A 25,752-nucleotide genomic window follows, 5' to 3' on the forward strand; every position below is an offset into this window, starting at 1 on the left:
GCTGCTCCGGCGGCCCGAGACGGGAATGTCCCCCAACGCATGTAGGCGTTGGCGCTGCGATCGATAGATGTCCGGCTGCCGGGAAGTGAATGTAGTCGCTTTCCCCCTTTTCAGACACATCACTTTCAAGTTCGACGTCCCGCCGATGGGACGCGTTTCTATCCATTCGTTTTGACCGCATAGAGGGGGTACCACATGCGTTTCACCATCAAGCTCAAGCTGGGGCTTGCCTTCGGCATCATGACATTGCTGTTGATTGGCATCGCCATCTACGGAAGCATGAGCCTCGGCACCTTGAATGACGCCAGCGGCAAGATGATCGACGGGCCGATGCGCCGCCTGGAACTGGCACTGACCGCCAATGTCGCCGAAGTCAACGCCATACGCGCTCAGAAGAACGCACTGCTTTCCACGGATCCCGACAGCGCTGCCGGTTTCTACAAGGAGGCCGACCAGAACTTGCAGGCCATGTTTGAGGCCGTCGATGCCGGCCACGCCATCGCTTCGCCGGAAGGAAAACCCTATTGGGAAAAGCTGCAGACGATCGGCGCGAAATTCCGCGACAGATCCGCCGAGCTGCAGCAGCTTGACGCCAGGGGCGATCAAGCCGGCGCGCTGGCGCTGTCGCTCGGCGACCTGCGCACGATGACCAACGACATGGGTGACGCGATTGCCGCACTCATCGAGATCCAGCGCAAGGGCATGAAGACGACCGATCAGGCGAACACCGATCTTTATAACTCGACCAAGCTGATCCTCAGCACTGCTTCCGGCATCGCCGTGCTTGTGGCGCTCGGTGCAGCATTGTGGATCATGCTCGGAATCAACAACGGCCTGAGGAAAATCACGACCGTCGCAAATGCCGTCGCAATCGGTGACCTTAACCAGACGGTCGATGTCAAGACCAATGACGAGATCAAGGACCTCATCAACACGGTCAACAGCATGACTGCCAATCTGCGCACCACGGCAGCTCTTGCCGATCAGATTGCCATGGGCGACCTCAGCACAGATGCCAAGCCGCTCTCGGATAAGGATACGCTCGGCATCGCGATGCAGAGCATGATCTCCAACCTGCGGACCACCGCCGGCATCGCCGATCAGATCGCAAACGGCGACCTGACGGTGTCTCCAAAGCCGCTCTCCGACAAGGATGCGCTGGGCCTCGCGCTCGAACAGATGGTCGAGCGCCTGCGCGGCGTCGTGGCCGATGCGATCTCTGCCGCCGAGAACGTCTCCTCCGGCAGCCAGGAACTTTCGGCAAGCTCGGAGCAGGTGTCGCAGGGCGCCACCGAACAGGCGGCTTCGGCCGAAGAGGCTTCCGCCTCGATGGAAGAGATGGCCGCCAACATCAAGCAGAACGCCGACAACGCTGCCCAGACCGAAAAGATCGCCCGCCAGTCGGCCAAGGATGCGGAAGCCAGCGGCGAGGCGGTTTCCCGCGCTGTCGACGCCATGCGCACGATCGCCCAGAAGATCGGCATCGTCCAGGAAATCGCCCGCCAGACCGATCTGTTGGCGCTCAACGCCGCCGTCGAAGCTGCTCGTGCGGGTGAACACGGCAAGGGGTTTGCGGTCGTCGCATCTGAAGTGCGCAAACTTGCCGAACGCAGCCAGTCGGCTGCTGCCGAAATCAGCTCTATGTCGGGCGATACGGTCAAGGCCGCCCAGGATGCAGGCGACATGCTCGGCCGGCTGGTGCCCGACATTCGCAAAACGGCGGAACTGGTCTCCGAGATCAGTGCCGCCTGCCGCGAACAGGATATCGGTGCTGCCCAGATCAACGAGGCGATCCAGCAGCTCGACAAGGTGACGCAGCAGAATGCCGGCGCCTCCGAGCAGATGTCGGCGACCTCCGAGGAACTCGCCTCCCAGGCCGAAGAGCTGCAGACGTCGATCGCCTTCTTCAAGGTCGATATGGCGGGTGGGCGCCGCGAGCGCGCGCCGGCTGTAAAACTCACCGCCCGCAGCCGGGCCTCGGCCGCACCGCGCAAACCGGTCAGTAAGGCGCCGGCCAATACGATCGCTGGTCAGCAGGCCCGCGTGAAGGGGTTTGCCCTCGACATGTCGATGGGCGGTCCCGATACGGCCGATGACGAGTTTAGGGAGAGCGCATAGCGCTCCCCTGGGGAAAGCGCATGACCGCTCCCCGTTCGCAATTGTCGTGGGCCAATCAGGATGGCCCGCGACGCACGCTTCGCCTACCGGAATGTCTTTGCTGCATGATGCCGCGCCCCCTGGTCCACATTTATTGCTTCGCTCTCGGAGAGGTATATTGAGATGCGTATTACGATTAAACTTAAGCTCGCAGCCGCATTTGGCTTTGTCATATTGTTGCTGGTGGGCAGCGCGGTCTATGGAATCATCAGCCTCAGTTCCCTGAACGATGCTGTCGGCAACCTTATTTCGGGTCCGGCAAAGAGGCTGGAACTGGCTCTAGAGGCAAAGACTGCGGAGCTTAATGCTGTTCGCTGGCAGAAGAATGCCCTTCTGGAAATGGATCCGGAAGTAGCCAGGAAGGACTACCAGAATTCGGCGAAGAGCCTGGATGAAATGGTAGTTTTCGCCACGGGCGGCCAACAGCTCGCAACTGCCGAGGGCAAGCCCACCTGGGACAGGCTGGTCGAGTTGGCCAAACGCTTCAGTGAGGGCTCCAACAAAGTCGCCTCTATCCAGGAAAGTGGCGACAGGGCAGCGGCAGCGGCGCTTTCGTCCGGAGAGGTTCGCGCTCTCGTCATGGAACTCGAAGATGTTTTCGAGACGCTCGTCACGCTTCAGCAGAAGTCGATGACGCAAGCCGATAACGATACAGACATTCTTTATAGTTCGACGAAAAACATGCTGATCAGCATCGCTATCGGGGCTTCCGTCATCGCGTTCGCTGCTGCGCTGTGGATCGCGCTCGGTGTCAACAGCGGCCTGCGCAAGATCATGAACGTTGCCAGCGCCGTCGCCATCGGTGACCTGAACCAGAAGATCGAGATCAAGAGCAACGACGAGATCAAGGATCTGGTCAACACGATCAACGTCATGACGGACAATCTTCGCAGCACTGCTGAGATCGCCAACCAGATCGCGAACGGCGACCTGACGGTGTCTCCGAAGCCGCTTTCGGAGAAGGACACGCTCGGCATTGCCCTCGAACAGATGGTTGAGCGCCTGCGTGGCGTCGTCTCCGATGCGGCTGCTGCCGCAGAAAATGTCTCGGCGGGCAGCCAGGAACTGTCCTCGAGCTCCGAGCAGGTGTCGCAGGGCGCCACAGAACAGGCGGCTTCGGCCGAAGAGGCTTCCGCCTCGATGGAAGAGATGGCCGCCAACATCAAGCAGAATGCCGATAACGCCGCCCAGACCGAGAAGATTGCCCGTCAGTCGGCCAAGGACGCGGAAGCCAGTGGTGACGCGGTGACGCGCGCCGTACAGGCGATGCGGACCATTGCCGAGAAGATCGGCATCGTCCAGGAAATCGCCCGCCAGACCGATCTGTTGGCGCTCAATGCTGCCGTCGAAGCGGCGCGCGCCGGAGAGCACGGCAAGGGGTTTGCGGTCGTCGCCTCGGAAGTGCGCAAGCTTGCCGAACGCAGCCAGTCGGCTGCTGCCGAAATCAGCTCTATGTCGGGCGATACGGTGAAGGCCGCTCAGGAAGCCGGCGACATGCTCGGCCGGCTGGTGCCCGACATCCGCAAGACGGCGGAACTGGTCTCCGAGATCAGCGCCGCATGCCGCGAACAGGATGTCGGCGCCTCGCAGATCAACGAGGCGATCCAGCAGCTCGACAAGGTGACGCAGCAGAATGCCGGTGCTTCCGAGCAGATGTCGGCGACCTCGGAAGAGCTCGCGACCCAAGCGGAAGAGCTGCAGGCTTCGATTGCCTTCTTCAAGGTCGATACAGCAAGCAATCGCCAGTCCCGCACGCCGGCCGCCAAGGTCACGGTCCGCAGTCCGGCACAGGCCGCCGGTCGCAAGCCCAGCACCAGGAAGCCGGCTGCCAACAGCGTTGCCGGCCAGCAGGCGCGGGTAAAAGGCTTCGCTCTCGATCTCTCCATGGGCGGTCCCGACGATGGGGACGCCGAATTCAAGGAAAGCGCATGATCATGGCCACGACATCCCTGGAAGCGCAATTCGTGACCTTCAGCCTCGGCGAGGAGATTTTCGCCGTGCCGGTTGAGGTCGTACGGGAAATCCTTGACTATGCGGAAGCTTTCAAGATTCCGAATGGTCCAGACTATCTGCTCGGCCTGCGCGACGTGCGCGGGCAGGGCGTGCCGACGATCGATCTTCGATTGAAGCTCGGCATGACGAAGACCGTGCCGACGCCGCATACGCGCGTGCTCGTCCTCGACGTGCCGATGGAAAGCCGGCTCCTGACCCTCGGCCTCGTCGCCGACCGCGTCTTCGAGGTCACGCCGTTCCGGCGCGAGCAGATCGAGGCGGCGCCTGACATCGGCGTGCGCTGGCGCTCGGACTATATCGCCGGCGTCGTTCGCCGTGAAAACGGCTTCGTCGTCATCATCGATCTTGCACGGTTGCTGTCGCGCGAGGACGCCTCGGCACTGCAATCGGCGGCCTGACCCGCGCATCAACTCGGAGTACTGCGTTCTATGAGTATGGCAGCAGCGGTGGAAACCCAATTGCCGGGCGACCGGATCAGCAAGCGCAATTTCGACAAGCTTGCCCGGTTCATCTACGATTACAGCGGCATCAAGATGCCGCCGACCAAGCTGACGATGCTCGAAGGGCGGCTGAGGCGCCGCCTTCGCGCAACCAACCATGCCACCTTCGACGATTATTGCGACTTCCTGTTCAATCACGACGGGCTCGACCAGGAAACCGTCTACCTGATCGACGTGGTGACGACGAATAAGACCGACTTCTTCCGCGAAGCCAAGCATTTCGACTATCTGCAGACGGTAGCGCTGCCAACGATCGCCAATAGCGGCGTTCGGACCATCCGCACCTGGAGCTCTGCCTGCTCGACGGGAGCCGAGCCCTACACGATGGCGATGGTGCTGGCGGAATTCACCGAAGGCCGCAACGACGTCTCCTACAGCGTTCTGGCCACCGACCTTTCCACCGACGTGCTGCAGACGGCGCGCCGCGGCATCTACCCGGAAGACCTCGTCGCGCCCGTGCCGCGCGATCTACAGCGCAAATACGTGCTGACGGCCAAGCAATCGGATCGGCGGGAGGTGCGCATCACGCCGAAACTGCGCAGCAAGATTGGTTTTGCCCGCATGAACCTGATGGACGAGAAATACCAGATCGGCGAGGCGATGAACGTCATCTTCTGCCGCAACGTGCTAATCTACTTCGACAAGCAGACTCAGGCCGGCGTGCTCAACCGCCTCTGTGATTGCCTGGCGAAGGGCGGCTACATGTTCATCGGCCATTCTGAATCGATCACCGGCTTCGATCTGCCGTTGAAGCAGGTCTCGAATACGGTATTTCAGCGTATCTAAGCGCATGGCGTCATCCCAAAACCGCTGCGCACTTCTGGACGGCATGCATTAGGGGCATTCATGGCTAAGAAAATCCGCGTTCTCATCATCGACGATTCCGCCAGCGTCCGCCAGACGCTGACCCACGTGCTGGAGCAGGATCCCGATATCGAGATCATGGCGGTCGCATCCGACCCCTTCATGGCGGCGCGGAAGCTGCAGGAGGAGATCCCCGATGTCATCACGCTCGATGTGGAGATGCCGCGCATGGATGGCATTACCTTCCTGCGCAAGCTGATGGCGCAGCGGCCGATCCCTGTCGTGATGTGTTCGTCGCTGACGGAGGCGGGTTCGGAGACGCTGATCCAGGCGCTGGAGGCCGGTGCGGTCGACGTCATTCTGAAATCGAAGATCGGGGCCGCCGACAGCCTTGCCGATGATGCGATGCGTATTCGCGAAGTCGTCAAGAGCGCCTCGCATGCACGACTTTCCAATGTCCGCCGCGCCGCCGGAACCATCCGTTCCGCTTCAGCGGAGGGGCCGGCCAAGAAACTGACGGCGGATGTGATGCTGCCGCCACCGACGGGGCGGGCCATGGCGAAGACGACGGAGATGGTCGTCTGCGTCGGAGCTTCCACCGGCGGCACCGAAGCACTGCGCGAGTTCCTGGAAGAACTGCCGGCCAATGCGCCTGGTACGGTGATCGTCCAGCACATGCCGGAGAAATTCACCGCCGCCTTCGCCAAGCGGCTGAACGGGCTCTGCGAGGTCGAGGTCAAGGAAGCCGTCGATGGCGATCCGGTGCTGCGCGGCCATGTGCTGATCGCGCCTGGTGACAAGCACATGCTGCTCGAGCGCCAGGGTGCGCGCTATTATGTGAGCGTGAAGACCGGGCCGCTGGTGTCGCGACACCGGCCTTCCGTCGACGTGCTCTTCCGCTCGGCGGCGCGCTCGGCCGGCTCCAACGCCATGGGCATCATCATGACCGGCATGGGCGACGACGGTGCGCGCGGCATGCTGGAAATGCACCAGGCCGGCGCCTACACGGTGGCGCAAGACGAGGCGAGTTCCGTCGTTTTCGGCATGCCGAAGGAGGCGATCGCCAAAGGCGGCGTCGACCGGGTCCTGCCGCTCGATCAGATCGCTCGCGAAGTGCTGATGACACAACAGAAGTTTTAGGACCTGTTTGAACTGGACGGGATCGAAGCCGGCGGTGTCGCAGGATGCCGCCGACTTTTATTGTAGCCCTCTAGGTTCTGCATTCAGGCGAGATAACCGCCGTCGATCGTCAGGCTGGCGCCGGTGACGAACGCGGCCTCGGCACTGGCGAGATAGGCGGCGAGGCCGGCGATCTCGCGGTCCTCACCCAGGCGGCCAAGCGCCATCAGCGGCTTGAGGCGCTCATGATCGTCCTCATTGGGGTTCATGTCGGTCGCCGTCGGGCCGGGCTGGATGTTGTTGACGGTGATGCCGCGTGGGCCGAGATCGCGGGCGAGGCCGCTGGTCATCGAGGCGATCGCGCCTTTCGTCATGCTATAGACCGAGGAGGTCGGAAAGCCGCTGCGATCGGCGGTGACGCTGCCGATGGTGATGACGCGGCCGCCTTCCTTCATGTGTCTTGCCGCTGCCTGGATGCCGACGAAGGCAGCGCGGACGTTTACGGCGAACATCCGGTCGAAATCTTCGAGCGAATAGTCGTCGAGCGGGTTGAGGATGAGAATGCCGGCATTGCTGACGAGAATGTCGAGACCGCCAAAATGCCCGGCTGTCAGCGCGACGGCATCCTGTACGGCTTTCGCATCGGCACTGTCGGCCCGGATCGCCAGCGCCCTGCCGCCAGCAGCCTCCAGCTCGGCAACGATTGCCTTCGCTTTGTGCTCGGAGTTGGAATAAGTGAAGGCGACGGCGGCGCCGTCAGCGGCGAGCCTTCGGACGATGGCGGCACCGATGCCGCGCGAGCCGCCGGTGACGAGAGCGATCTTGGTGGAAAGGGGTTGAGACATGCAGGTTTCCTTTGTTTTTGGATTGATCAGTCTATAATTGGTCATGGAAAGGCCGGTTCGGAGGTGCCCCGTCGTCAGCGGAGGCTTCTGATTGCCATGTGTGCGATACCGCGGAGCGTCTCGGGTGGGACGCCGTTTCGGGCGCTGACTTTCATGCCCGACAGGGCAGCGCCGAGAAACGGAATGGCGTCGGCGATATCGATATCTGTTGCGAGATCTCCGGTCCTGCGAGCCTCAGCGAGAAGGCTTTCGATCGCCGCGTGAAGCGCGTGGCCGGCGCTGTCGGTAAGAGCTGCGATCTCGGCATCGGTACGGCCGAATTCACAGATGGCGCTGACACCGAGGCAGCCGCGCCGCGCCTCGGCAGCGGGACGCGAGGCGAAGGCGACGAGAGCGCCTTCCAGAGCCTCGATCGGCCGGTTTTCGCGGCGAAGATCGGCGATGATCTTGTCGATGCTCTCCACATTGTAACGCTTTAGCGCTTCCAGATAGAGACCGCGCTTGTCGCCGAAGGTGTCGTACATGCTTTGCCGGCTGATCTTCATCGCCGTCAGCAATTGCTCGGTCGAGGTGCCTTCATAGCCATGCTCGGAAAATACGCCGATGGCGGCATGAAGGGCGGTGTCGCGATCGAATTCCTTGTGTCGTGCCATGAACAGGCTTCTACTCTTATTGGACTGATCTGTCCAGAATAAAATGAATGGTTTCCGCCGCCGCAGGGCAGCCATGCGTGCCTCCCCTTGAAATTTCCCTGATTTTGTGGTCTTGAGGCCGCCAATCTTCGCAGCGCTGCCTGTCATGCATGTTCAGGGACACTTCCCGCCCCTGGCAGCGCGCGCGCCCCGTATCAGTCCCAAGGAAAAATGCGCCGATGGCCCGTTCAGCTCTTCTCAATGTCATGGTTCAGGCTGCCCTCAAGGCAGGAAAGTCGCTGGGACGTGATTTCGGCGAAGTGCAGAACCTGCAGGTGTCCGTGAAAGGACCGGGTGACTTCGTTTCCACCGCCGACCGCAAGGCCGAAAAGATCGTCAGGGAAGAGCTGCTCAAGGCGCGTCCGACCTATGGCTTCCTCGGCGAGGAAAGCGAGGAAATCAAGGGCACCGACGGCGCGCATCGCTGGATCGTCGACCCGCTCGACGGCACGACGAACTTCTTGCACGGCATCCCGGCCTTTGCTGTCTCGATCGCGCTCGAACGCAACGGCGAGATCGTTGCCGCCGTCGTTTTCAATCCGGCAACCGACGAGCTTTATACCGCCGAACGCGGGGGCGGCGCCTTCCTCAACGACCGACGCCTGCGCGTCGCCGCGCGTCGCGCGCTGTCGGATTGCGTCATCGGCTGCGGTGTGCCGGCGCTCGGCAAGCGCAATCACGGCAAGTTCCTGGTCGAACTTCGCCACGTGATGGGCGAAGTGGCGGGCATCCGCCGTCTGGGTTCGCCGACGCTCGATCTTGCCTATGTCGCTGCCGGGCGGTTCGACGGTTTCTGGGAAGCGGAGCTTGCGCCGTGGGACATGGCTGCCGGCATTCTGCTCATCCGCGAAGCCGGCGGTTTCGCCACCGACTGGGACGGTGGCGCGACGATGCTGGAGAGCGGCGCGATCGTCGCCGGCAACGAGATCATCCACAAGGCGCTGATCGAAGTCGTCAAGCGGCCGGTTCCGGCCAAGTGACCGAACGAAAATCTGGCTGTTGTAAAGTCACGGTTTTCGCCCCGGCATACTTCAATTCGGCACAATGTTGCTCTAGTCTCCGCCAGCAATGACTCCGGAGGCAGCGACCCTATGGAAAATGTGAATGTGGCGGAGATCGGCTCCACCGAAAAGACGGCTGGCACTTATGCCAACAGGCTTTCGAGTCCCATGCCCTTCCTCTGGACGATGCTGCTTTTCCTCGTCATCGTCGGCTTTATCGCCGCCATCCTCTTCCGGCAGACGCAGACCGCCTTCATGCACAATCCGGGCCTCAACGGCCTGATCGTCGGCGTTCTCGCGGTCGGAATCATCCTTGTTTTCAACCATGTACTGGCGCTTCGCCCTGAGGTGCGCTGGTTTAATTCGTTCCGCGCCGCCGGCAGCGCCGACAAGGTGAACCGCAATCCGCGGCTGCTTGCGCCAATGCGGGCGCTGCTCGGCAGCCGCAAGTCCTCAGTGGCGCTGTCGACGACGGCGCTGCGCTCGATCCTCGATTCGATCGCTACCCGCCTCGACGAATCGCGCGATGTTTCACGCTACCTGATCGGCCTCTTGGTCTTCCTCGGCCTGCTCGGCACCTTCTGGGGCCTCATCGGCACGATCAGTTCGATCAGCATTGTCATTCAGTCCCTCGATGCCGGCTCGAACGGCACCGGAGACGTGCTCTCGGCGCTGAAGGAAGGGCTTTCCACGCCGCTTTCCGGCATGGGCCAGGCCTTCTCCTCCTCGCTGCTCGGCCTTTCCGGTTCGCTCATTCTTGGCTTCCTCGACCTGCAGGCCGGCCGCGCGCAAAACCGCTTCTACATGGAGCTGGAAAACTGGCTTTCCTCGGTCACGGATGTCGGCTCCGATCTTGCCCCGGCTCTCGAGGCCGTATCCGGCGGCTCCTCGGACGACATGCGCGCGCTCTCCGATTATCTGCGCAAGGTCTCCGAAGAGGGCGGCGCCGGCAGCCAGCGCTCCGTCGCCGCCATGGCGAGCCTTGCCGAAGGTATTCAGGGCCTCGTCAAGAACATGCGCAACGAGCAGCAGATGCTGCGCGACTGGATCGAGGCACAGCAGGACGAGGCGAAGGCCATGCGCCGCACGCTCGACCGGCTTGCCGAGCGCATCGGCGTGCAGGAGCGCGCAGGCGAGAGGGGCGAGCGCATGCGCGACCGCGCCAGCCAGACAGAAAAGAGCGAGGGCAAGTAAGCTATGGCTCTTGCCCGCAACCGGCGCCGCGAACGCGCGGTGGATTATTGGCCGGGCTTCGTCGATGCGCTGTCGACGCTGCTCATCTCAATCATGTTCCTGCTGACGGTCTTCGTCGTCGGGCAGTTCATCCTCAGCCGCGAGATCACCGGACGCGATGAGGTGCTTAATCGCCTGAACAGCCAGATCAACGAGCTGACGCAGCTTCTCGCGCTCGAAAAGGGTAGCAACCAGGATCTCCAGGATTCTGTCGCCAACCTGCAGGCCTCGCTTGCCAGCGCCGAAGGCGACCGTTCGCGGCTGCAGGCGCTGCTGAATGCCGGTTCGGGCGGTCAGGATGCGGCGCAGAAGCGGATCGGCTCGATGACGCAGGAGCTTGACGAGCAGAAGCAGGTGAGCGAACGGGCGCTCAGCCAGGTCGAACTGCTGAACCAGCAGATATCAGCGCTTCGCAGCCAGATCGCCGCCGTCGAAGCTGCTCTTCAGGCGTCGGAGGAGAAAGACCGGGTCTCGCAGACCAAGATCGCCGACCTCGGCAGTCGCCTCAACGTGGCGCTCGCCGCGCGCGTGCAGGAGCTGAACCGCTACCGTTCCGACTTCTTCGGCCGTCTGCGCGAGATCCTCTCGGACCGCGAGAATATCCGCATCGTCGGCGACCGGTTCGTCTTCCAGTCGGAAGTGCTGTTTCCATCGGGCGGCGCCGATCTCAACCCGGAGGGGCAGACCGAAATGGCGAAGCTTGCCGCGGCCCTCCTCGATCTCGCCAAGGAAATTCCGCCGGAGATCAATTGGGTGCTGCGCGTCGATGGCCATACCGACAATGTGCCGCTTGCCGGAACGGGTCGCTATCGCGACAATTGGGAGCTCTCCTCGGCGCGCGCGATTTCGGTCGTCAAGTTTCTGATCGCACAGGGTGTACCAGCCGATCGGCTGGTCGCCGCCGGCTTCGGCGAGTTCCAGCCGATCGCGCCAGGCGATACGCCGGATGCGCACTCTACCAATCGCCGCATCGAGCTGAAGCTGACCGAGAAATGATTACAGCGCCGCGCGTCTTTTCAGACGCGCAAAGGACGCTGTAACACTTTGAATTGCTGCATAATTCCCTAAATCGATTCCGATTTAGGGAATTATGCAGTGGCCCGACATTCCCTGCTGCGCGCCCTTCAGGCGGCCGGCGAGGAAATCGCGCACGGCGGGGCTGTCGCTGAGGCCGATCGCTGTCATATAGGCATCGGCTGCCGCGGTATCATCGCCGGCCTGGGTCAGGAGAAAGGCACGCACGGCCCAGTAGGGCTGGTAGCTTGCGACGTCGCGCGGATCGAGCCGGTCGAGCACTTCCAGGCCGGCAGCGGTGCTCAAGGCCCTGCCGATCACCGCAGCTTGGCTGACACGTGCACCCAGCGTCGGCTTCATCATCACCAGCGCCGCGTAGAGTGTCGTCAGCGCCTGCCAGTCGGTCGTACCTGACAGCCGGCGCGCCGCATGCACGGACTGGATCGCCGCCTGACACTGGAAGGGGCCGAAATGGTCGAAGCCGCCGGCCTTGCGCAACAGTGCATCCGCCTCGGCAATCATGATCGCGTTCCACGCGGCCATATCCTGCTCGTCCAGCGGCACATATCGGCCGCTACCGTCGCGCCGGGCGCTGCGGCGAGCTTCGCAATGAAGCATCAAGGAGAGCAGCCCGACCGCTTCCGGTTCGTCCGGCAGCACCGCCAGAAGCGCGCGGCCGAGCCAGATCGCCTCGCCGGCAAGTGAAGGGTGTTCGTCCTCTCCGTCGAGACCGTCCCAGCCGAGACCGTAAGCCGCGTAGATCGCCGAGAGCACCGCCGCAAGCCGCTCCGGCAAGGTGGGGCGAGGCGGGACGGCGAAGGGAATGCCGGCATCGCGGATCTTTACCTTGGCCCGCACCAGCCGCTGGCTCATCGCCTCAGGTGAGACGACGAAGGTCCGCGCGATAGTCTTTGCCTCGATGCCGAGAACGGTCTGCAGCATCAGCGCCGTATGCACGGAGCGGTCGATGGCGGGATGGGTGCAGGCGAAGAGCAGCTTCAGCCGCTCATCGGGAAAGATGGCGTTGCCGGCCCCGTTCATACGTTCCTCCGCCTCCTCAAAGGCGATCGATATCGTCGTTTGCGCATTGGCCTCGACAGTGCGATGGCGGGCCGCCTGCATGAGATTGCGGCGGGCGGCAACCAGCAGCCAGGCTTCCGGATTGCCGGGAATGCCGCGCTCCGGCCAGACGCGAAGCGCCGAAGCCAGCGCTTCCGACAATGCGTCCTCTGCTGCCGCCACGTCGCGCGAGCGGGCGGTGAGGAAGGCGATCAGCTTGCCGTAGGACTGACGCGCCACCTTTTCGGCAGCGCGTCCGGCATCGGGCGGCATTACCGCCTCACATCTGCAAGCGCGGACGCACCTCGACCGAACCCTTGTCGGAGATCGGGACGCGGGTCGCCCATTCGAGTGCTGTATCGATGTCGGGGACGTCGATCAGATAGAAGCCGCCGAGCTGTTCCTTGCCTTCCGGATAAGGCCCGTCCTGAACATCGTGTTCCTCGCCTTTGCGGCGCACGATCGTGCCGGTTTCCGGGCCTGTCAGCCCGGCGCCGCCGGTCATGATCCCTGCCTGAGCGAGCGCCTTGCTGTAGGCGACCCAGCCGTCGCGATAAGCGGGATCGCCGCGGCGGGCGAAATCCTCGGCGGCCTCGCGAATGATGAGAGCATATTGCATGGAAAACTCCTGATCTCGTTGTTGCGTTGATCCGGGCATGCCGATAGCGGGGATCGAGATCCCGAAAATCGTAAAGCCCGGCGGAGCGGCGCGGCCGTTCCGAAACAATGAGGCGCGACCACCGGTCGTTTCGACATGGCTTTCAAAAAAATATGCGAAAAAGAAAAAGGGCACCGAAAATCGCAAGCGGGCCGGGCTCAAGGGCGCCGGCGCTGCTCAAGGGTGCGAAAGGGCAGGGCGGCAATCACGCCGCCGCTGCCGGTCTGCTCAAGACTCGGCCTTCGTCTGGTCGACGACCTCGGCGCTTGGCGTGTTCTTCTTGATGGATTCGATGGCACTCATGGCGGACGCCTTCGCCTTGTAGCCCTCAGACGAGAACATAGCTTCCCCGTTCGATGCCTTGAAGCGGAAGCGGAACTCGCCGGCCTTATCCTTATAGACTTCGAATTTATACATAGATGTCTCCCGAAATCCCAAAACGCTGAATTGCAACCATCAGCTTAGCGGAGGCTAGATCAAAATGGCGAGCTTTTCCACTGCCTTAATCAGGATTGGGTTGCTTAGCGTCCAATTGTCACCGTTTCCATTGGACGCAAGCGAATGAGGGCGCCAGCGGCTATGCCCCGAGAACAGGATGATTTTAGGCCGGGTCGGCCTAAAATCTGAATCCTGTTCTAAGTTAAATAGTGAGAGCATGATGTCGTCCGAAAACCGCTCGCACTTTTCGGCATCGTGCTCCGGCATCACTCCATCTGGATGTTGGCGCCCTTGACGACCGGTCCCCATTTGGCGAGTTCGGCCTTCACATGGGTGGCGAGTTCCTCCGGCGTCGAGCCGACGATGGTGGCGCTGAATTCCTTCATGCGTTCAGCGACGGCAGGGTCGGCAAGCGCCTTTTTAGCCGAGGCGTTGAGGCGCATCACCGCTTCGTTCGGCGTCTTGGCAGGGGCGAAAAGCGCGTTCCAGGTATAGGTCTCGTAACCTGGAATGCCTGACTCGGCGATCGTGGGCACATCGGGGAAGGAGGGCGCGCGCTCGGCCGTGGTCACCGCCAGCGCCCGCAGGGTGCCAGCCTTGATGTGGCTCGACGACGAGGGCAGATTGTCGAACATGATTGGCACCTGGTTACCGATGACGTCGTTCAATGCCGGGCCGGCGCCCTTATAGGGAATGTGCTGCATGCTGACGCCGGCCATGGACTTGAAGAGCTCTCCGGAAAGATGCAGCGGCGTGCCGTTGCCCGATGAGGCGTAGCTGTATTTGTCGGGCTCGGCTTTCAGCAGGGCGATCAGCTCCTGCACGGTCTTCGCCGGCAATTCCGGATTGACGACCAGCACATTCGGCACGACGACGAGCAGCGAGATCGGCGCGAAATCCTTCTCGGGATCGTAGGGGGTCGATTTGAGGATCAGCGGATTGAGGGCGTGGGTCGCCACGGTGCCCATCAGGATGGTGTAACCGTCCGGTTCGGCGCGGGCGACGTTACCGGCGCCGAGATTGCCGCCGGCGCCGGCGACGTTCTGGACGATCACCTGCTGGCCGAGATCCTCTGACATCTTCTGCGCGACGATGCGGGCGACGACATCGGTCGAGCCGCCGGCCGCGAAGGGCACGACCATGGTGATCGCGCGATCGGGAAAATCCGCAGCAGTGGCAGACGCACCGACGGCAAGGGCCGCAAGCACACCGAAACCGAGCGCAAGGCCCGTACGTCGCGTCATATCGGAAAGTGCCATTCCTATCTCCTCCCAAGGATTTCAGCAGCCATATCCCCACCCGGGGGAATGAAGAGGTTAGGGCAGAACGCGCGAAAGACAACTGCGGGGAGGCGCAGCGGGTTCAGACTTTAGTCGTTGTTGGCGGGAGAAGTGCGCGCCGGCTATTTCGCCGCAGCGAGCACATCCTCGTTGGCGGCGTCGAATTGCAGTCGCGCCAGCCGGGCATAGATGCCGCCATGGCGGATCAGGCTCTGATGCGTGCCCTCCTCGACGACGCGGCCCTGATCCATGACGAGAATGCGGTCGGCCTTCAGCACGGTTGCCAGGCGATGGGCGATAACGAGCGTCGTGCGGCCGTCCACCAGGCCGTCGAGCGCCTTCTGCACCAGCGTCTCGCTTTCGGCGTCAAGCGCTGAGGTCGCCTCGTCGAGCAGCAGCACGGAGGCGTTCTTCAGGATGGCGCGGGCAATGGCGATGCGCTGGCGCTGGCCGCCGGAGAGCATGATGCCGCGTTCGCCGACCTCGGTCTCGTAACCCTGGTCCAGCCGGGCGATGAATTCGTCGGCCTGCGCGGCAAGGGCTGCGGCGCGGACCTCGTCACGCGAGGCGCCGGGGCGGCCGAAGGCGATGTTGTCATGGATCGAGGCGGCAAAGATGGTGACATCCTGCGGCACGATGGCGATGCGCTGGCGCAGCTCGTCGGGCGTCGTCAGCTGCGCGTCGACGCCATCGATCGTCACGCTGCCCTGCTGCGGATCGTAGAAGCGCAGCAATAGCGAAAAGACGGTGCTCTTGCCGGCACCGGACGGGCCGACGATGGCGACCGTCTCGCCTGGCGTGATGGCGAAGCTTAAGCCATGCAGTGCCGATTTTCCGGGGCGCGAGGGATAGGCGAAATGCACACCGGAAAATTCGACGCGACCACGGCTAGGCGAAGGAAGAGCCTGCGGGCTGGCGGGGGCTGTGATCGGCGAGACTTCGTCGAGAAGTTCGGTCAGCCGGTCGGCAGCACCGGCTGCCTGCGAAAGTTCGCCCCAGACCTCCGACAGCGCGCCTAGCGACCCGGCGGAGATGACGGCATAGAGCAGGAACTGGCCGAGCGTGCCGGCCGAGAGCGTGCCAGCAAGCACGCTATGGGCGCCGACCCAGAGCACGGCGACGACGCTGCCGAAAATCAGCGTGATGGCGATCCCCGTCAGCAGCGCGCGCGAGCGGATCGCGGCGCGGGCAGCCTCGTAGGCGGATTCGACGGCAGTGCCGTAACGCGTCGCTGCGGCATCCTCGCCGTTGAAGGCCTGAACGGTGCGGGTCGCGGCGATCGTCTCGTTGGCGAAGGCGGAGGCATCGGCGAGCGTATCCTGGGCGGCGCGCGAACGTTTGCGCACCGAGCGGCCGAAGGCGACGAGCGGGAAGACAATCAGCGGGATCGCTCCGATGACGAGGCTCGAAAGCTTCGGCGAGGTGACGATCATCATGCCCATGGCGCCAATACAGAGAATGAGGTTCCTGAGCGCCACCGAGGCGGTGGCGCCGACGGCCGACTTGATCTGTGTCGTATCGGCGGTCAGGCGCGAGACGATCTCGCCGGACTGGTTGACGTCGAAGAAGGAGGGCGACAGCCTCGTCACATGGGAAAAGACATCGCGGCGAAGATCGGCGACGATGCGCTCGCCGATGGTGATGACGAAATAATAACGCAGCGCGCTTGCGACCGCGAGCACGACGGCCATGACCATCAGCATGGCGAAGTAGCTGTTGATGAAGCGGCCGTCCGACTGGGTGAAGCCGTGATCGATCATGCGACGCACGGCGAGCGGCAGCGCCAGCGAAGTGATGGCGGCAAGCGCCAGCGACATCAGCGCACCGGCCACCATGCCGCGATAACGCATGACGTAGGGCGTCAGCCTGCCGAGCGGCTGTAGCGACCGCCTTTTGTTTTCCTCAGCCCGTGCCTGCTCTGCCAAATCGTCTCCGATCGCCCGCAGGACCCGCGCAATGCGGCCTGTAGGCTCTTGTTATCTAGGCGTCCTTCATGTATAGGCACCGCATCCTAATGGGAAGCCGTAGCCATCACGACTGCGGCTTCATTTATTCAATCGGTTCGTTGGCCGCAACTGCATGCGGCAAATTGAACTCCGGTATCGCAGGAAGATTGTTATGAAGGCAGGCATCCATCCCGAATATCACATGATCAAGGTAGTCATGACCGATGGCACCGAATACGAAACCCGCTCGACCTGGGGTTCGGAGGGCGCTGTCATGAACCTCGAGATCGATTCCAAGTCGCATCCGGCCTGGACCGGCGGCAACCAGCAGCTCATGGACCGCGGTGGCCGCGTCTCCAAGTTCAACAAGCGTTTCGGCGGCCTCGGCCTCTAATCGCTTTTGCTCGATGGAATTCGAAGAGAGCCCGGTTTCGCCGGGCTTTTTTGCGTTTGCAATGGCTTACAGCGTGTCGCGTCTTTTCAGACGTGCCAAGGACGCTGTCGGAATGGTGGTGTTCAGCGGCAAACAAAAAACCGGCCACGTAAGACGCAGCCGGTTTGTATCGAGTTCTTGCGGATCGGTCAGTTGTTGCCGAAGGCGGTCTGCAGCAGGGAAAGCTGGGCCTGGACGCTGTTCTGATTATCATGAATGATCACCGCTTCGGACGGGCGGTAGATCTCGCGGTCGAGCAGGGCGATACGGTTCTGCAGACGCAGCGAGCGTTCGACGAGGTCGCGGAAGGATTCTGGCAGGTCACCCCAGCCGGGTGCGGCGCGGTCGACGTTGAAGCCGTCGAGGCGAACCTTGTTCTTCTCAGCGAGCACCTGGTCACGGGACATTTCGCCATTGTTGACGGCGCGCTGCAACAGCAGCCAGGAGGCCATCTGCATGAGGCGGGTGGTCAGGCGCATCGATTCCGCGGCGTAGAGAACCGAGGCCATCCGCGGCAGAACCTTGGAGGCGGCGCGGCCCTGGCCGTCGAGGTAGGCGGCAGTCTCTTCGACCAGCGACATGCCTTCCGCGTAAAGTGCCTTGAACTGCGAGGATGCAGCGGCGCGGCCTGCAAAACTGATCGTGTTCAACCCAACTTCCGACATCGCAATAGTCCCTGTTTGCACGCAGCTACATATATTCAGGTAACGCCGGCACCGACGGAAAAGTTTCCAGGCCGGGTCTTTATGACTTTAAGATGGTATCATTAGCCCAAATGCGCAAGCCGTTTCTTAAGAAAGGGTTAATCTCCACAGTTTCGTGGAAGTGCGCCGGCCATAGGAAAAAGAAGAGCCGCAAACGCGGCTCTCAAGGTAAAACAGGGAGAAAAATCAGACCAATTCACCGCTTGGAAAACTGTCTGAGATCCAGAGAAAATCCGGATGAATATAGTAATATCTTATAAAGCTTAATATTTTATTAACATTGTGCCGAATTAAGACTTGAGGCGGGTAATTTTATCCGCCTATAGCCTTGTTTTTTGGGGTTTTTAGCGGATTACGAGCGGAAGAAGCTTTCCGCCGCCTGCCGCCCGGAGGCCTTGCGACCGGCCTCGGCCTCGAGACGGGCGATCTCCGTCTTCAGCAATTCCACCCGCGCCTTCAACTCGTCGACCGAAAGCATGGAGAGATCGGCGCCGATCTCGTGGGCGACTTTCTTCTGCGGCCGGTCATCATCGATGAAGCTCATGGTTCGTCCTCCGTTTGCCAATGCTCTATAGTTTTTCCACGCAATTCCGGACGCAAAACCGCCGCGCACTTTTTGCTGGAATGGCTCTAGCCGAACTTTACCGCAGGATCGCCGCTTTCGGGAGACTTTCCGGTTTCAGGAGATTTGCCGGTGCCGCGATCGGCAAGCGACATGCTTTGCGGTGTCAGCATCGGCGAGGTGCCGGTCGGGATCGTCGTGTAGGCGTCGCGGTCGCTGGCCGGGACGGCGGCGCGGATCCGGCTTCTGATGATGGCGTAGACGGTGATCAGCACATGGGCGATGGCGGTGACGAGGAAAAGCGCATGTGGGGTGATCGCCGACATGACCGGGCCGCCGATCGTCGGGCCGATCACCGTGCCGATGCCGTAGAGCAGTAGCAGGCCACCGGAGACCTTGACGAAATCCTCCGACGCCGCGAAGTCGTTGGCGTGGGCAACGGCGATCGGATAGAGCGTATTTGCCACCGCGCCGTAAAGGACAACGAGCCCGATCAGCAAGCCGGCGGACGTCGGGTGGAGCAGAAAGATCAGCAGGCCCGCAACGGCGGCGATGCCGGACATGGCGGCGAGCACATAGCGCCGGTCAATGCGATCGGAAAGCCGGCCGGCCGGCAGTTGCATCACGGCGCCGGCGAAGATGGTGGCGCTCATCATGATGGCGATGCTGGTGTCGGAGAGGCCGGCGCCGGCGCCGAAGACGGCGCCGAGCGTGCCGTAGGCACCATTGGCGATGCCGACGAGCAGGATGCCGAGGCAGGAGACCGGCGAGTTGCGATAGAGCGCAGGCAGGTCGAGGCGCACCGCCTTCAGCGGCTGCGGCGAAGCGGCGGTCGAAAGCGTCGTCGGCAGCATGGCGATGCAATAGAAGATGCCGCAGATCATGAACAGCACCGGCGTGCGCACATCCTCGAGCGGGATCATCATCTGGCCGCCGACAACGCCGAGCAGTGTGATGCCGATATAGAGGGAGAAGATCGCGCCGCGGCTCTCGTTGCTGGCGCGCTCGTTCAGCCAGCTTTCGATGATCATCGACGTGCCGGCGGTGGAGAAGCCTGTGACGGCCCGCAGAACCACCCACCAGACCGGATGGATGATGATGCCGCTGACCAGCGCGATGATGGCGATGATCGAGATGAAGCCGGAGAAGGCGCGCACATGGCCGACACGGCGCACCAATTTCGGTGCCACCAGGCAGCCGATGACAAAGCCTCCAGCCCATGACGTGCCGAGCAGGCCGAGCGTCGTCGTGGCGTAGCCTTCGAGATTGCCGCGCACAGGAAGCAGGATGCCCTGCAGGCCATTGCCCATGAAAAGGAAGAGCGTACCAAAGAGCAGCGCGGCGACGGACAGCAGATTTCTCTTCATTTCCCCAGACTCGGTCTTAGCGATTTGCAATGGACATAAGGCAGGACCTGCGTCAGCCCAGCCTCAAGATGATTGATTGTGCCCCGGAATGTCTTTACGGCGTGTCGAGATCCTCTTGTTCGCGCGGAAAAATGTCCGTCCTGTGACATTCCGAAAAACGGAAAAAATAAAGCATGACAAAGCTGATAGCCTTGCTGCTCATCCTTGCCATGGCGATACAGCTGATCAAGCCGCTCGGGCTTCCCGGCCTCCGACGGCGGATGGATTTCTGGAAGATCGCGCTGATCGCTTTCGGCGTCTGGGCAGTGGCTCTGCTTTCACGCGACTTCATGATGTAGCCCCTGGATTACGCATAACCGGGGGCGACGACCCCACCGGGATCGTCAGTCCTGCAAGCTTATTTCTCCGCACATGACGGAAACGCAGCCTCCGGAGATGACGACATCGCTGACGATGCCGCCGGACTTCGCGACATCAAGGGTGATGACGCTGCGGCGGCCCATTTCGACGCCCTGTTCAATGGTGATGCGGGCGTTCATATCGGCCTCCGGCGCAAGTGAGACGAGATAGGCGCCAAGCGCCGCAGACGCGCTGCCCGTTGCCGGATCTTCGGGCACGTTATCGAGCGGCGCGAACATGCGGGCGCGGATATTCCATGGATTTTCGGCTGTCCTCACATAGAGGAAGAGCGAGAAGTCGTGGCCGCTCGTCGCCTGGCGGCCGGCAGCTGCCTGAAACCCGGCAAGGTTCGGGCGGGCGGCGGCCAGCGCTTCGAGCCCATTCAGCTCTGCAATGGCGAAGTTCAGGCCGACCGAGGCGAAGACCGGGGCATGGGTGGTGCTGACGATGACGCCAGGGTCGAGCGAGACGCAGCCGGCGACGGTGTCCTCGGCAATGATATCGCCGATCGCCAGCGGCTGCGGTGCGCGGATGGCGGCAGCAGCAACCTTTCCGCCGCTGCGTTTCAGGCTGACTTCGACGAGGCCAGCCTTTTCCTCGAAGCGCAGCGTATCGCCGACCGGCTTGCCGAAGATCTCCGCCTGCTGGCCGAGCACATAGGCGGTGCCGACGTTCGGGTGGCCGGCGAAGGGTATTTCCATCGTCGGCGTGAAGATGCGCACGCGGGCGGAATTTTGAGCGTCTTCCGGCGGCAGGACGAATGTGACTTCGGAATAGTTGAACTCGGTGGCGATCTTTTGCATCGCCGCATCGCTCAGACCGCGCGCATCGGAAATGACGGCAAGCGGATTGCCCTCGAAGCGAGTGGAGGTGAAAACATCGACGGTGACGTAGGAGAGGGTGTTCATGGCGGCTCCTGTTGTGACAGGCCGCTATGAGTAATCACGGTTTTCGAGGGAACGAAGCGGTTTCTTGTCGCCGTGACAATGGGAGGAAGGGGAGAGGGACGGGGCAGGGGCGGCTACACTGCTTTTGCCGCCCCTGCCCAGTCCTAAGCGTTAATAATCACGCGGCCTTTTCCAGGTCCTTCTTCCAGTTACCCTTGGCGGCGAGGCTGTTCATCTCGGCGCGGTGGGCGAATTCGCGCTGGCCGGCGGCGACGTTTTCCTGCTTGCCGCTCCAGGCCTTGAGCGCGCTGTCCTGCAGGGCGCGGCCGTAGGAGAAGGTGACGAACCAGGGCAGGCCGCCGGTGGCATTGATCGCCGAAAGGTGGGCTGTCGCTTCTTCGGTCGTCTGGCCGCCGGAGAGGAAGGCGATGCCGGGAACGGCTGATGGAACGGTCGCCTTCAACACCTTGACAGTGCGTTCGGCAACTTCCGCGACCGAGGCCTTGCGGGCGTTCTTGCCGTCGATCACCATGTTCGGCTTCAGGATCATGCCTTCGAGGTTGACGCGGGCATCGGCGAGTTCCTCGAAGACGATGCGCAGCGTGAACTCGGTTACTTCGGCGCAGCGGTCGATATTGTGGTCGCCCGGTTTGCCGTCCATCAGGCATTCCGGCTCGACGATCGGAACGATCCCGGCCTCCTGGCAAAGTGCGGCATAACGAGCAAGCGCCTGAGCGTTGGCGCGGACGGAACCGCGGGTCGGCAAGGTCGACGAGATGGCGATGACGCCGCGCCACTTGGCGAAGCGGGCGCCGGCTTCATAATATCTGGCAAGTCGCTCGCCGAGGCCATCGAGGCCTTCGGTGATGGTTTCAGCGGGATATTTGGCCATCGGCTTGGCGCCGGTATCGACCTTGATGCCGGGAATGGCGCCGGCAGCGCGGATGATATCGACGAAAGGCGTGCCGTCCGCGGCCTTCTGGAACAGGGTCTCTTCGAAGAGGATGACGCCGGAGATATATTTCTTCATCGCTTCGTCGGAGCGGAAGAGCATTTCGCGATAGTCGCGCCGGCTGGTTTCGGTCGATTCGAGATTGATCGCGTCGAAACGCTTCTTGATGGTGGAGGTCGATTCATCGGCGGCGAGCAGTCCCCGGCCGCCCGTAACCATCTGCACTGCAATGTCTTCCACTCGTTCGCTCATTTCGTTCTCTCCACAACAATAAACATCGGCACTTCAGGAATATAGAACGCGGATAACAGAAGTTTATAGGGAGGAAAATGGAAGGCTAAGTCATTGAAACGATTGAATTCAATTCAATCGTTTGAAAGTTGGGATTTTTTTCGTCCTCTGAGCAAAAGACCGCGGAAGCTTCTTTTCTTCCGCGGTCTATCCACATGTAAAATCTGCGAAATCAGTCTTGCGGATTATTTTGCAGCGTTGAGGACCGCGACGCCGGGAAGCTCTTTGCCTTCCATCCATTCGAGGAAGGCGCCGCCGGCGGTCGAAACATAGGTGAAATCGTCGGCAACGCCGGCATGGTTGAGCGCCGAGACCGTATCGCCGCCGCCGGCAACGGAGGTGAGCTTGCCGGCTACCGTGCGCCCAGCAGCGTATTTCGCGGCAGCGACGGTTGCGGCATCGAAGGGTTCGATCTCGAAGGCGCCGAGCGGGCCGTTCCAGACCAGGGTTGCGGCGCGCTCGATCCAGGCGTTGATGGCCTCGACGGATTTCGGGCCGACATCGAGCACCATGGCGTCGGCGGGAATGGCGTTGATATCGACCGTCTCGTTGGCGGCGCCTGCCTTGAACTCGCGGGCGATCACGCCATCCTCCGGCAGGATGATGGCGCAGCCGGCGGTGGCGGCCTCGATCATGATCTGCTTGGCGGTTTCGGCGAGATCATGTTCGCAGAGCGACTTGCCGACATTGGTGCCGCGAGCGGCGATGAAGGTATTGGCCATGCCGCCGCCGATGACGAGCGCATCGACCTTCTTCACGAGGTTCATCAAGAGGTCGATCTTGGTGGAGACCTTGGCGCCGCCGACGATCGCGACGACAGGGCGAGCCGGATCGCCGAGACCCTTTTCCAGCGCCTCCAACTCTGCCTGCATGGTGCGGCCGGCATAGGCCGGCAGGTGGTGAGCAAGACCCTCGGTCGAGGCATGGGCGCGGTGGGCGGCCGAGAAGGCGTCGTTGACATAAATATCGCCGTTGGCGGCAAGCGCCTTGGTGAGGTCGGGGTCGTTCTTTTCTTCGCCTTTGTGGAAGCGGGTGTTTTCCAAAAGTAGGATATCGCCGTCATTCATCGCAGCAACGGCGGAGGCGGCGGCCTCGCCAATGCAATCGGAGGCCGTCAGCACGGCATGATCAAGGACTTCCTCGACGGAAGGGGCGATCAGCGACAGCGACAGCTCCGGCGAAGGGCCATCCTTCGGCCGGCCAAAATGAGCCAGCAGGATCACCTTGGCACCCTTTTCGGACAATTCCATGATCGTTGGCGCCACACGCTCGATGCGCGTCGTATCGGTGACCTTGCCGTCTTTCACCGGGACGTTGAGGTCGACGCGGACGAGAACGCGCTTGCCGCGGAGGTCGGAAAGATCGTCGAGGGTCTTGAAAGAAGGCATGGGGAGGATCCTGTCGTGGTTGGCGAAAGTTGCGCCGAACATAGCAAGGATCATTCGAGACGCAAGGCGTTCAACGGCCGTTTTCGCGTGTGCCTTCGTCGCGTCCGGCTGGCGCTTTCGGCGTGCTTTCGGAGGCCTTGGTTTCCCGGTTCCGGCGTCCGTTCAGTCGGTCGCGGATGCGCTGGGTGATGTCCTTGAGATTGATGAAGATCGGCAGCGTAATTGCCGGTTCGACTGCTTCGAGCGACATGCCGACGGAGGTGATGTGGTCGTGCTCGTCGAGATCGCGGACGATGAGGATGATTGAGCCGAGGCGGACGCGGTCGGCATAATCGGCCTTGCCGCCGAGGCGCTGCCGCATCAATTCGGCGATCGTCAGGCCCTTTTCGGATTCGTTGAGCAGGCCGGGGCCATAGGCGGCGTCGAGATCGGCGGCGGGGCGGGCGGGGGAGAGCGCGAAGGCTCCGAAGAATTCGGCATCGTCGTCATCCACCGGCGCCCGGCTGGCGAAGAGACGGTCGAGCAACCGGGAATAGCTCGGCACGATGAAGAGGTAGACAAGATCGTGCTCGCGCAGCCGCCCGGCATATTGGTAGCGCATCGACTTGCCGTCGCGGATGACGAGCGAGGGTGTCGCCCAGCGCGGAATACGCTCGCCGCGCAGCACCGGGCTATCCTTGATGACGCGGTAGGAGAGCAACTCGTGGTTGGCCGCCCCAGGCAGGTCGACCTCGACCTTGTCGACGGCGCCGATGCGCGGCGGAATAATCAGCCCGAGCTTCTTGGCGACGGGCTTGATCGTCCAGCCCTGGAGAAGCAGCGAGACTAGCACGATGATGAAGGCGGTGTTGAAATAGATCTGGCCGTTCTCAAGCCCGCCGAGGATCGGCATGATGGCAAGCAGGATGGAGACGGCGCCGCGCAGGCCGACCCAAGCAACGAAGCCGATTTCCTGCTGGGTGTAATCGAAGGGAAGCAGTGACAGCCAGACTGCCAACGGTCGGGCGACGAAGATCAGGAAGAGAGCGAGCAGGATGGCGGGCACGATGATGACAGGAAATTGCGACGGCGTGGCGAGCAGGCCGAGCACCAGGAACATGATGATCTGCGCCAGCCAGGTCATGCCGTCCTGGAAGCGTTTGATAGTTCCGATCGCCTGCATCTTGCGGTTCCCGGCGTAGATGCCGGCGACATAGACGGCGAGGAAGCCGCTGCCGCCGACCGCGCCGGTGAAGGAGAAGACGAGAAGAGCGAGCGCCAGCACGAAGATCGGCGTCAGGCCGCGATCGGTATCGAGCTTGCTGACGATCAGCACGATCATCATGCCGCCGAGCAGGCCGAGAATGACGCCGAGGCCCATCTGCTGCACGAACATGGCGAGCATGCCGATATTGATGCCGGCGTAACGCTCGCCGCTGGCCAGCACCTCGACAAGGGCGATGGTGAGGAAGATCGCCATCGGATCATTGGTGCCGGATTCCACTTCCAGCGTCGAGCGCACCTTGTCGCGGATGTTGATGCCGCCGATGCGCAGCAGGAAGAAGACGGCGGCGGCATCCGTCGATGCGACGATCGAGCCGAGCAGCAGACCTTCCAGCCAGGTGAAATTCAACAGCCACATGGCGGCCAAGGCAAAGAGCGAGGCAGTGATCAGCACACCGACGGAGGCGAGCGCCAGAGAGGGCACGGCCGCCAGCCGAAAGGCCTGCATCGGCGTGCCGAAGCCGGAATCGAAGAGGATCACGGCCAGCGCAATGGAACCGAGAATATAGGCAAGGTAATTGTTGCTGAACTCGATGCCGAGGCCATCGACGCCCGCCGCAAGGCCGATCATCAGGAAGAGCAGCAGCAGGGGGGCGCCGAAACGGAAGGCTAGCAGGCTCGAAAAAGCGGCAAGAAGCACGAGCGCCGTCGAGACCAGCACCACGATATAGAACGCTTCCATGCCCACCCCTTTCCATCGACTGCTTCGCGAACACAGCCGCCCCGGCCGATCCGCCCTATTTCAAA

24 protein-coding genes are annotated in these 25,752 nt (G+C 62.2%); 10 read left to right on the forward strand and 14 right to left on the reverse strand.

The window, feature by feature from the left end; all coding sequences use genetic code 11:
- Positions 1-195 precede the first annotated feature (195 nt).
- The 5 genes from BS629_RS12240 to BS629_RS12260 all read left to right on the forward strand — a co-directional run bounded on the left by BS629_RS12240 (position 196) and on the right by BS629_RS12260 (position 6,614).
- Positions 196-2,118: a HAMP domain-containing methyl-accepting chemotaxis protein gene (locus BS629_RS12240; RefSeq protein ID WP_018243492.1), complete on the forward strand. Its 1,923-nt coding sequence runs from the start codon at positions 196-198 to the stop codon at positions 2,116-2,118.
- A gap of 162 nt (positions 2,119-2,280) precedes the next feature.
- Entirely contained in the window at positions 2,281-4,089 is a 1,809-nt protein-coding gene (locus BS629_RS12245; protein ID WP_018243491.1) for a methyl-accepting chemotaxis protein, read from the forward strand.
- On the forward strand, positions 4,086-4,568 hold the full coding sequence (locus BS629_RS12250; protein ID WP_018072866.1) for a chemotaxis protein CheW: 483 nt from the start codon (positions 4,086-4,088) through the stop codon (positions 4,566-4,568). The genes BS629_RS12245 and BS629_RS12250 overlap by 4 nt, the downstream gene beginning before the upstream one ends.
- Positions 4,569-4,598: 30 nt before the next feature.
- The gene (locus BS629_RS12255) at positions 4,599-5,456 is read left to right on the forward strand and encodes a CheR family methyltransferase (RefSeq protein WP_018243490.1); all 858 of its coding nucleotides are present in this window, start codon (positions 4,599-4,601) and stop codon (positions 5,454-5,456) included.
- Between the two features lie 60 nt (positions 5,457-5,516).
- Positions 5,517-6,614 carry a protein-glutamate methylesterase/protein-glutamine glutaminase gene (locus BS629_RS12260; protein ID WP_018243489.1) on the forward strand — a complete coding sequence of 366 codons (1,098 nt, stop codon included), beginning with the start codon at positions 5,517-5,519 and terminating at the stop codon, positions 6,612-6,614.
- Between the two features lie 83 nt (positions 6,615-6,697).
- On the opposite strand, the gene BS629_RS12265 is transcribed toward BS629_RS12260, so the two are convergent.
- Both BS629_RS12265 and BS629_RS12270 read right to left on the reverse strand, forming a co-directional pair.
- Positions 6,698-7,438 (reverse strand): 3-oxoacyl-ACP reductase family protein, encoded by a 741-nt coding sequence (locus BS629_RS12265; protein WP_018243488.1) that lies wholly within the window; start codon positions 7,436-7,438, stop codon positions 6,698-6,700.
- Between the two features lie 74 nt (positions 7,439-7,512).
- Positions 7,513-8,091 (reverse strand): TetR/AcrR family transcriptional regulator, encoded by a 579-nt coding sequence (locus BS629_RS12270; RefSeq protein ID WP_018243487.1) that lies wholly within the window; start codon positions 8,089-8,091, stop codon positions 7,513-7,515.
- 218 nt (positions 8,092-8,309) lie between these two features.
- On the opposite strand from BS629_RS12270, the gene BS629_RS12275 reads away from it, so the two are divergent.
- The 3 genes from BS629_RS12275 (at position 8,310) to BS629_RS12285 (ending at position 11,360) form a co-directional block, all read left to right on the forward strand.
- Complete coding sequence (locus BS629_RS12275; RefSeq protein ID WP_018243486.1) at positions 8,310-9,110, forward strand: inositol monophosphatase family protein; 801 nt, start codon at positions 8,310-8,312, stop codon at positions 9,108-9,110.
- Between the two features lie 111 nt (positions 9,111-9,221).
- The gene (locus BS629_RS12280; RefSeq protein ID WP_018243485.1) at positions 9,222-10,325 is read left to right on the forward strand and encodes a MotA/TolQ/ExbB proton channel family protein; all 1,104 of its coding nucleotides are present in this window, start codon (positions 9,222-9,224) and stop codon (positions 10,323-10,325) included.
- 3 nt (positions 10,326-10,328) lie between these two features.
- A complete protein-coding gene (locus BS629_RS12285; RefSeq protein WP_018243484.1) occupies positions 10,329-11,360 on the forward strand; it encodes a peptidoglycan -binding protein in 1,032 nt (343 codons plus the stop codon).
- 84 nt (positions 11,361-11,444) lie between these two features.
- Here BS629_RS12285 and BS629_RS12290 read toward each other — a convergent pair whose 3' ends face one another.
- The 5 genes from BS629_RS12290 to BS629_RS12315 form a co-directional block, all read right to left on the reverse strand.
- On the reverse strand, positions 11,445-12,710 hold the full coding sequence (locus BS629_RS12290; protein ID WP_077988259.1) for an RNA polymerase sigma factor: 1,266 nt from the start codon (positions 12,708-12,710) through the stop codon (positions 11,445-11,447).
- A gap of 7 nt (positions 12,711-12,717) precedes the next feature.
- Positions 12,718-13,056 carry a YciI family protein gene (locus BS629_RS12295; RefSeq protein ID WP_026188521.1) on the reverse strand — a complete coding sequence of 113 codons (339 nt, stop codon included), beginning with the start codon at positions 13,054-13,056 and terminating at the stop codon, positions 12,718-12,720.
- Between the two features lie 267 nt (positions 13,057-13,323).
- The gene (locus BS629_RS12300; protein ID WP_017968150.1) at positions 13,324-13,512 is read right to left on the reverse strand and encodes a YegP family protein; all 189 of its coding nucleotides are present in this window, start codon (positions 13,510-13,512) and stop codon (positions 13,324-13,326) included.
- A 287-nt stretch (positions 13,513-13,799) separates the two neighbouring features.
- Positions 13,800-14,792, reverse strand: coding sequence for a Bug family tripartite tricarboxylate transporter substrate binding protein (locus BS629_RS12310; protein ID WP_018243480.1), 993 nt, complete (start codon positions 14,790-14,792; stop codon positions 13,800-13,802).
- Between the two features lie 143 nt (positions 14,793-14,935).
- Complete coding sequence (locus BS629_RS12315; protein WP_018243479.1) at positions 14,936-16,738, reverse strand: ABC transporter transmembrane domain-containing protein; 1,803 nt, start codon at positions 16,736-16,738, stop codon at positions 14,936-14,938.
- 193 nt (positions 16,739-16,931) lie between these two features.
- On the opposite strand from BS629_RS12315, the gene rpmE reads away from it, so the two are divergent.
- On the forward strand, positions 16,932-17,153 hold the full coding sequence (rpmE, locus tag BS629_RS12320; RefSeq protein WP_003542805.1) for a 50S ribosomal protein L31: 222 nt from the start codon (positions 16,932-16,934) through the stop codon (positions 17,151-17,153).
- A gap of 188 nt (positions 17,154-17,341) precedes the next feature.
- Here rpmE and rcdA read toward each other — a convergent pair whose 3' ends face one another.
- From rcdA to BS629_RS12335, 3 genes are all read right to left on the reverse strand, one after another.
- Positions 17,342-17,857 (reverse strand): protease adaptor protein RcdA, encoded by a 516-nt coding sequence (gene rcdA, locus BS629_RS12325; RefSeq protein ID WP_018243478.1) that lies wholly within the window; start codon positions 17,855-17,857, stop codon positions 17,342-17,344.
- Positions 17,858-18,248: 391 nt separating this feature from the next.
- Complete coding sequence (locus BS629_RS12330) at positions 18,249-18,440, reverse strand: DUF1192 domain-containing protein (RefSeq protein ID WP_018243477.1); 192 nt, start codon at positions 18,438-18,440, stop codon at positions 18,249-18,251.
- Between the two features lie 86 nt (positions 18,441-18,526).
- Positions 18,527-19,825, reverse strand: a complete 1,299-nt coding sequence (locus BS629_RS12335) for an MFS transporter (RefSeq protein ID WP_018445941.1) — start codon at positions 19,823-19,825, stop codon at positions 18,527-18,529.
- A 173-nt stretch (positions 19,826-19,998) separates the two neighbouring features.
- Here BS629_RS12335 and BS629_RS39185 point away from each other — a divergent pair, with 173 nt between their 5' ends.
- Positions 19,999-20,163, forward strand: a complete 165-nt coding sequence (locus BS629_RS39185; protein WP_018243475.1) for a hypothetical protein — start codon at positions 19,999-20,001, stop codon at positions 20,161-20,163.
- A 45-nt stretch (positions 20,164-20,208) separates the two neighbouring features.
- On the opposite strand, the gene BS629_RS12340 is transcribed toward BS629_RS39185, so the two are convergent.
- From BS629_RS12340 to BS629_RS12355, 4 genes are all read right to left on the reverse strand, one after another.
- Positions 20,209-21,132: a PhzF family phenazine biosynthesis protein gene (locus BS629_RS12340; protein ID WP_018243474.1), complete on the reverse strand. Its 924-nt coding sequence runs from the start codon at positions 21,130-21,132 to the stop codon at positions 20,209-20,211.
- Between the two features lie 157 nt (positions 21,133-21,289).
- Positions 21,290-22,315, reverse strand: a complete 1,026-nt coding sequence (locus tag BS629_RS12345) for a class I fructose-bisphosphate aldolase (protein ID WP_077988260.1) — start codon at positions 22,313-22,315, stop codon at positions 21,290-21,292.
- A gap of 224 nt (positions 22,316-22,539) precedes the next feature.
- A complete protein-coding gene (locus tag BS629_RS12350; protein WP_026188520.1) occupies positions 22,540-23,742 on the reverse strand; it encodes a phosphoglycerate kinase in 1,203 nt (400 codons plus the stop codon).
- A gap of 70 nt (positions 23,743-23,812) precedes the next feature.
- Positions 23,813-25,687, reverse strand: a complete 1,875-nt coding sequence (locus tag BS629_RS12355; protein WP_026188519.1) for a potassium/proton antiporter — start codon at positions 25,685-25,687, stop codon at positions 23,813-23,815.
- Positions 25,688-25,752: the final 65 nt, after the last annotated feature.

Source organism: Rhizobium leguminosarum bv. viciae USDA 2370, from assembly GCF_002008365.1.
Classification (GTDB): domain Bacteria; phylum Pseudomonadota; class Alphaproteobacteria; order Rhizobiales; family Rhizobiaceae; genus Rhizobium; species Rhizobium leguminosarum.

Bases quoted from the DNA above. Each gene is read 5' to 3' on its own strand.
- BS629_RS12345 (WP_077988260.1), bottom strand. From the start codon at position 22,315: ATGAGCGAACGAGTGGAAGACATTGCAGTGCAGATGGTTACGGGCGGC.
- BS629_RS12245 (WP_018243491.1), top strand. From the start codon at position 2,281: ATGCGTATTACGATTAAACTTAAGCTCGCAGCCGCATTTGGCTTTGTC.
- BS629_RS12340 (WP_018243474.1), bottom strand. From the start codon at position 21,132: ATGAACACCCTCTCCTACGTCACCGTCGATGTTTTCACCTCCACTCGC.
- BS629_RS12270 (WP_018243487.1), bottom strand. From the start codon at position 8,091: ATGGCACGACACAAGGAATTCGATCGCGACACCGCCCTTCATGCCGCC.
- rcdA (WP_018243478.1), bottom strand. From the start codon at position 17,857: ATGTCGGAAGTTGGGTTGAACACGATCAGTTTTGCAGGCCGCGCCGCT.
- BS629_RS39185 (WP_018243475.1), top strand. From the start codon at position 19,999: ATGACAAAGCTGATAGCCTTGCTGCTCATCCTTGCCATGGCGATACAG.
- BS629_RS12280 (WP_018243485.1), top strand. From the start codon at position 9,222: ATGGAAAATGTGAATGTGGCGGAGATCGGCTCCACCGAAAAGACGGCT.
- BS629_RS12275 (WP_018243486.1), top strand. From the start codon at position 8,310: ATGGCCCGTTCAGCTCTTCTCAATGTCATGGTTCAGGCTGCCCTCAAG.
- BS629_RS12265 (WP_018243488.1), bottom strand. From the start codon at position 7,438: ATGTCTCAACCCCTTTCCACCAAGATCGCTCTCGTCACCGGCGGCTCG.
- BS629_RS12335 (WP_018445941.1), bottom strand. From the start codon at position 19,825: ATGAAGAGAAATCTGCTGTCCGTCGCCGCGCTGCTCTTTGGTACGCTC.
- BS629_RS12255 (WP_018243490.1), top strand. From the start codon at position 4,599: ATGAGTATGGCAGCAGCGGTGGAAACCCAATTGCCGGGCGACCGGATC.
- BS629_RS12295 (WP_026188521.1), bottom strand. From the start codon at position 13,056: ATGCAATATGCTCTCATCATTCGCGAGGCCGCCGAGGATTTCGCCCGC.
- BS629_RS12350 (WP_026188520.1), bottom strand. From the start codon at position 23,742: ATGCCTTCTTTCAAGACCCTCGACGATCTTTCCGACCTCCGCGGCAAG.
- BS629_RS12250 (WP_018072866.1), top strand. From the start codon at position 4,086: ATGATCATGGCCACGACATCCCTGGAAGCGCAATTCGTGACCTTCAGC.
- BS629_RS12290 (WP_077988259.1), bottom strand. From the start codon at position 12,710: ATGCCGCCCGATGCCGGACGCGCTGCCGAAAAGGTGGCGCGTCAGTCC.
- BS629_RS12310 (WP_018243480.1), bottom strand. From the start codon at position 14,792: ATGGCACTTTCCGATATGACGCGACGTACGGGCCTTGCGCTCGGTTTC.
- BS629_RS12285 (WP_018243484.1), top strand. From the start codon at position 10,329: ATGGCTCTTGCCCGCAACCGGCGCCGCGAACGCGCGGTGGATTATTGG.
- rpmE (WP_003542805.1), top strand. From the start codon at position 16,932: ATGAAGGCAGGCATCCATCCCGAATATCACATGATCAAGGTAGTCATG.
- BS629_RS12330 (WP_018243477.1), bottom strand. From the start codon at position 18,440: ATGAGCTTCATCGATGATGACCGGCCGCAGAAGAAAGTCGCCCACGAG.
- BS629_RS12300 (WP_017968150.1), bottom strand. From the start codon at position 13,512: ATGTATAAATTCGAAGTCTATAAGGATAAGGCCGGCGAGTTCCGCTTC.
- BS629_RS12355 (WP_026188519.1), bottom strand. From the start codon at position 25,687: ATGGAAGCGTTCTATATCGTGGTGCTGGTCTCGACGGCGCTCGTGCTT.
- BS629_RS12240 (WP_018243492.1), top strand. From the start codon at position 196: ATGCGTTTCACCATCAAGCTCAAGCTGGGGCTTGCCTTCGGCATCATG.
- BS629_RS12260 (WP_018243489.1), top strand. From the start codon at position 5,517: ATGGCTAAGAAAATCCGCGTTCTCATCATCGACGATTCCGCCAGCGTC.